This window comes from Sulfitobacter sp. (assembly GCF_041552635.1).
GTDB lineage: Bacteria > Pseudomonadota > Alphaproteobacteria > Rhodobacterales > Rhodobacteraceae > Sulfitobacter.
The window spans coordinates 1-5,210 of the sequence record NZ_JBFEKM010000216.1 but is presented as its reverse complement, the minus strand read 5'-3'; the positions used below and the strand labels follow the sequence as shown (position 1 = coordinate 5,210).

The 5,210-nt window shown below is 55.6% G+C and carries 4 protein-coding genes; all 4 read left to right on the top strand.

What is annotated here, in order from left to right; genetic code table 11:
- Positions 1-2,225: hypothetical protein (locus tag ABYT07_RS18585; RefSeq protein ID WP_372993514.1), on the top strand; the 2,225-nt coding region annotated here is incomplete at its 5' end.
- 28 nt (positions 2,226-2,253) lie between these two features.
- Positions 2,254-4,179 carry a hypothetical protein gene (locus tag ABYT07_RS18580; RefSeq protein ID WP_372993513.1) on the top strand — a complete coding sequence of 642 codons (1,926 nt, stop codon included), beginning with the start codon at positions 2,254-2,256 and terminating at the stop codon, positions 4,177-4,179.
- Entirely contained in the window at positions 4,179-4,949 is a 771-nt protein-coding gene (locus ABYT07_RS18575) for a hypothetical protein (protein WP_372993512.1), read from the top strand. The genes ABYT07_RS18580 and ABYT07_RS18575 overlap by 1 nt, the downstream gene beginning before the upstream one ends.
- A 46-nt stretch (positions 4,950-4,995) precedes the next feature.
- On the top strand, positions 4,996-5,210 hold a 215-nt coding region (locus ABYT07_RS18570), incomplete at its 3' end, for a hypothetical protein (protein ID WP_372993511.1).

Sequence of the window (5,210 nt, the reverse complement as noted above, 5' to 3'; positions counted from 1 at the left end):
TTCTTTGGATGCCTGCGCCCGCATCTGCAGACCCGGTTTCAGCGTTTTTTGTCGCTTTTGCCGGTGGGTCGGCAGCATCGGCGGCCGTGGCGGGTGCCATCGGTGGGTTGACCGGTTTTGCCTATACGGCAGGGGCGTTTTTGGGAACGACCGTGATTGGTGGCATACTTGTGAACCTTGGCGTCAGCTATTTGTTGGCATCAAAGCAAAAACAGCAATCTCCGACGATCGAGGATGCCCGCGTCAATTCTCGTATTGCAAATGATCCACGCAGGATTGTTGGTGGTCGGGCGGCGGTTGGTGGCACCGCCGGCATATTTGCCGAATTCGATGCGGACGGAAATCTTTGGTACATCATTGCGCATGGTGATGCCGAACTTACCAATCAGCCGGATTACTATCTGGACAGCATCAAGGTCGAGCTGAGCGATGGTACTGACGATTTTGTAGCTGGTGATGTTTTGACGGATGCCTTCTGCCTTACGACAGGCGGTGACCAGTTTGAGGGGGACGGCACGCGCGATCCTGTTTGGCGCATCTACACGGTGACGCCGGATAGCGAGAGCCTGTATGGGGCAAAGCCATCTGAATTCACAGCAGCGTTTCCGAATTTACCGAATGATTTCTATGGGATTGGTGTTTGTTACTCAATCATTAGGGGCAGGGCCGTTCGTCCCGAGAAACGTCAGAACGCGTATCGCTGGCGCGGGCCAATCGGCCTTGGTGAGCCAAGCATCGGAATTGTTGGAAATTTCGACAGGATGCCCGACCCTCGTGTTGAGGGGATTGATTTGAGCGACCGATCGACCTGGGTGGCGAGCAATGGCAATCTTGCAATCATTGCGGCATGGTTCCGGACCCATCCGCGCGGGCGAAATCAAAGCGTGGATTCGATAAATTGGGACAAGATTGCAGAGTGGGCGGACATCTTTGACACAACCGTTCTGAACCGTGCGGGTGACCCAGTCCCGCTATATCGTGGCGGGGTGGCATTTGCTGATAACAAGCCACGGCATGAATGCGAGGCCGAAATCCTTGCCGCTTGCGATGGATTTGCAGCTTATGATGATCAGGGTCGCTGGTACATCGAAGGTGGATATTATCAAGAGCCGACGCTTACCTTTTCCGCGGCGCGCGACATCTTTACTGCAGAAACGCAGACTGTCGACGATGGGGAAGCGCCTATGGACGGCGTGATCGTGGAATACATCAGCCCCGACCATAATTACACCAAGCAGCCCTGCGCGCCTTGGGTCAATGTTTTGCACTATGATGGCGTCAGCGAGCCGAATTATCTGAACGTGCCGATCCTTGCTTGCCAAGAGCATAATCAGGCGGTTCGTTTGGCGCGCGCAATCGGCTTGCGTCAACAAGCTGCGCGTCGTGCGGCCTATGGCACCAACATCAAGGCGATCCTCGCAAAGAACCAACGGGGTATCCAGCTTGATCACAATGTCCAATTTGCAGGCCCGCACGAGATCGTCACGCCTGTTGAAGAGGATTCAAGTGGTCAATTTGGGCGTTTTGCTGTCGTGCCGCTGCAGGTTGACCGCTGGATATTGAGCGACGGCGAAGAAGGCGAGCCGCCAGCACCAACGCCGATCCTGGATATCGACACCACCCTTGAAATTGCACAAGGCGTTATCGTGGTTGCGGAGCCTGTCCAGACATCAAGTGGTGCCGCCGTCCGGCTAAAGGCTGTTTTTGATGCGCCTGCACGTATTGACCGTTTCTACCGGTTCCGTGCGGTTCTGGAGGGTTCTGAGCGCTACCTGACCACGGATATGCAGGAACTGAACGCAATATCGGGGATCGTTGATGACGGGCAGACCTATCGCGTATCCTGGCAGACAGTGACGGCCGGTGGGCGTGCGACTGTTTGGTCTGATGAGCGGGATGATCCCGAATTCATTGACGTGGTGGCGACTGCTAATCCAACGGCCCCGGCGGATCTGGTGGTGGCTGATGTCGACGACAGCGTTGCGGGTCAGGCAACAATAAGTTTTACCACGGAAAATGATCCCAACCAGTTTGCGGTTCGGCTGTATCGCGGCGCAACCTTCGCTGACGCGACCCTTATACGGAATGGGGTTTATCCTGCGAACACCAGCAGTAGCTTCACCGAAACCATTGCTGCGGGATCGTACACATACTGGGCTGTTCCTGTGAACGGGTCCGGAGTTGAGGGCAACGAAAGCGGCCCTCTAAGCGCAACAGTCACCTAAAACTCTCATCATATTGAAAGGCTGAAACATGGCTTTGACAAAGACACCTCAAGAGGTATTTCGCGGCTCGCCTGCTTCGGATACTTATCGGCCTGCTAACCGTGATGCGCAGCTACTTGCTGAAGAGATTATCCTAGATTACAGCGCGGCCATTGATGCTGTTGAAGGCAACGTGGCGGATCTGGCATCCCGTGACGGAACAGCACCGAACCCAAAGGCGGCGGTGGCGGTTGCGACCACCGCGAATATCACGCTTTCTGGCGAACAGACGCTTGACGGGGTGCTGACAAGCACAAGCCGGGTTTTGGTCAAGAACCAAACGGCCCCCGCTGAAAACGGCATCTATGTTTCGGCGGCTGGCCCATGGGCGCGCGCAACTGACATGGATGCAGATGCAGAGGTGGATTTCGCGTCTGTATTTGTCGAAGCGGGCACGGTCCACGGCGGGCAGGTTTGGCAGACCACGGCCAGCACCATCACGATCGGCACAGGCGCGATGCCTTGGGTGCTGGTTGATCGCGCTTTGACGGCGGCTGAAATCAAGGTTGCCTATGAGAGCAACGCAGATACGAACGCTTTCACAGATGCTGACAAAGACAGGCTTGCCTTAGACTTCATCGAGAATGCAAGTCCGGTTCCGGTGTCTGATTTCTCTGTCGTTGATCCCGACGGCAACTATGTGATGAGCGTGGCCGGTGACGTGGCGACGTTTTCAAAGGTACGAATGTCGGAGATTAATGGGTATCCGATTGCTGATGTTTTGCCCGTCGCCGCCTTGCTTGCCGGTATGCGGTCGAACATTGAGGGGGTACTTAGCTATGGCCAATCCAACGCAATCGGGACAATAAATGAGGCCGCGATTTCCACGGTAGATCGCTATAACAACCTACGTTTATCAGGCGGGGTTCGGAGCCAAGACAGCGCGACGCCCTACACAAGCTTTGTGCCCCTTACGGAGCAGTTGTCCGTCAATTCGGGAATAACCTACAGCGAAACGCCGATTTCCGGGTCCGCTGAAATGATGTTCGAGCTGCTTGAAAGTGAAGATGGGATCGCCTTCGCCGATATTGACTGGCAGATATTCGGCTCTGCACCGGGGCAGGGGTCGCAAAACATCGCGCAGCTTGCTGAAGGCACAGTTTATTTTGACCGCGTTGTGGCTGATGTGCAGAACGCGGTCACACTGGCCAACGCTGATGGAAAGTCTATTAAATTCAGGTCGGTTTTTTGGTCCCAAGGCGAAACCGATCAAGGGTCGGCGGAAACACCTGCCGCGATCTATGGCCCGCGTCTTGTGCAGATCAGGCGTGACTTGGAAACAGCAATTCAGGCAGAGACGGGGCAGACAGAACCCGTTGCCCTTATCACCAGCCAATTCAACAGCCACCAGTCTGGAGGCGCTACCCGCGACCCCGAGATTGCCAACATCACGCGCGTCGTCTGCCGGGACAATCAGCACATGTACATGGCGGGGCCTTGGTATCCGTTCCAAGCAGCGACGGTGCTGCACCCCGGCGTTGTTGAGTACAAGAGGATCGGCGCGATGTACGGTTTGGTGCAAAAGCGCGTCTTGATCGACGGTGTGCGCTGGAAGCCAGTCGAACCAATCGAGCAAGAGGCATATCGGGGCAAATATGTGACCGTTCGGTTCAATGTGCCCGCAGGGCGACTGGTCTGGGATACGACCTTGTTGGCGGAGGTCGCAAGTAAGGGGTTCAGCGTTTTGGATAGCCTTGGCAACCCCATCATCATCGACAGGGCGGACCTGATAGGGCCTGATACCGTGTCACTTGCCTGTGCATCTGACCCGACGGGCGGCAAAGTCCGGTATGCGTGGGAGGACGGTGGCAACCTTCACGACGAGCAGGGCGACACCATCATTTTTGACGGCGGCGCGGGATATACCGACGTGCCGATGCACAACTGGTCAGTGATTTTTGAGGAGGCACTATAATGTCCATCGCTATCGAAGTTTCAGACGCGGATTTTCTGGCTAACCGTATTGGCAACCGCCGCATTCTTGACACGCGGGGCCTTGTTGCTGAATATCTGTTGGGGGGCAGTTACGAGGAATCCAAAGCGAACCTTGCAGACCCAAGCGCCGCTGATCTAGTCGAGATTGGTGCCCCGATTTACGGCACCGGTTATATGGCGATCCGGTCCAACGGGAACGAACTTTTCCCGTCATATGGAGCGCAAACCGACTTTGTGGCACCGGATAATTTCACGATCATTATGGTTGTGCAGCGTGATTTGGCCACGTCTTTTGGGGATTGGTTCTATCAAGATCCGGACCTGACAGACCTCAGCACCATAGGCCCGCTGGCTGGTTTGCGAAGCTATCGCTTTAATCCTGGCTCTGGCAACACCTACAACCTGATCAACAACAACGGTAACGGTGGAAACTCCGGCCTCGTTGAATATCCGGCTTCCAGCGTTTCCAGTTTCGTCATGATTGCAATGACTGCGCCACTGGGGGAACGGGCAACAACCTACCTCTATGATGGCGGCGTTAGGTTCTCGGCACGCTCTGATGTTTTCGGAATTACGCGCAGCGACAATCCTTGGATAATTGGGGCGCGGTCAAGTTCATCGCCCGGATCAGGCGATGGAAAGGTTGCCTATCTCGCTTGTCTTGATCGGCTGTTCACGACTGAAGAGTTGGACGCTGCGAACGCCTCTCTCAAAGCATTCATGCCCACGCGGTCCATTCCGGTTTCCTAAGGGGACGGGAAGGATGCAAATACGATAAATGAAAGAGGCAGGCACAATGACGTCAGACGAATTCCCACACAGCCTAGCGGGGCGCGTTGTCGAGCTGGCGAAGGTTCTCGGCGCGATCGGCATTATTGTCGGATCCGCAACAACGCTCTGGGCCTTTACCTATGGCCCGATAGCGTCCTTTTTGGACCAGTGGCGGGCGATGCAGATTGACATCGCTGAGCTTCAGGATCGCATGGCCGTGGTGCAGGGCGAGGATAGCGT

Excerpts from the sequence above, each read along its gene's own strand:
- ABYT07_RS18580 (WP_372993513.1), top strand. The coding sequence starts at position 2,254 with ATGGCTTTGACAAAGACACCTCAAGAGGTATTTCGCGGCTCGCCTGCT.
- ABYT07_RS18575 (WP_372993512.1), top strand. The coding sequence starts at position 4,179 with ATGTCCATCGCTATCGAAGTTTCAGACGCGGATTTTCTGGCTAACCGT.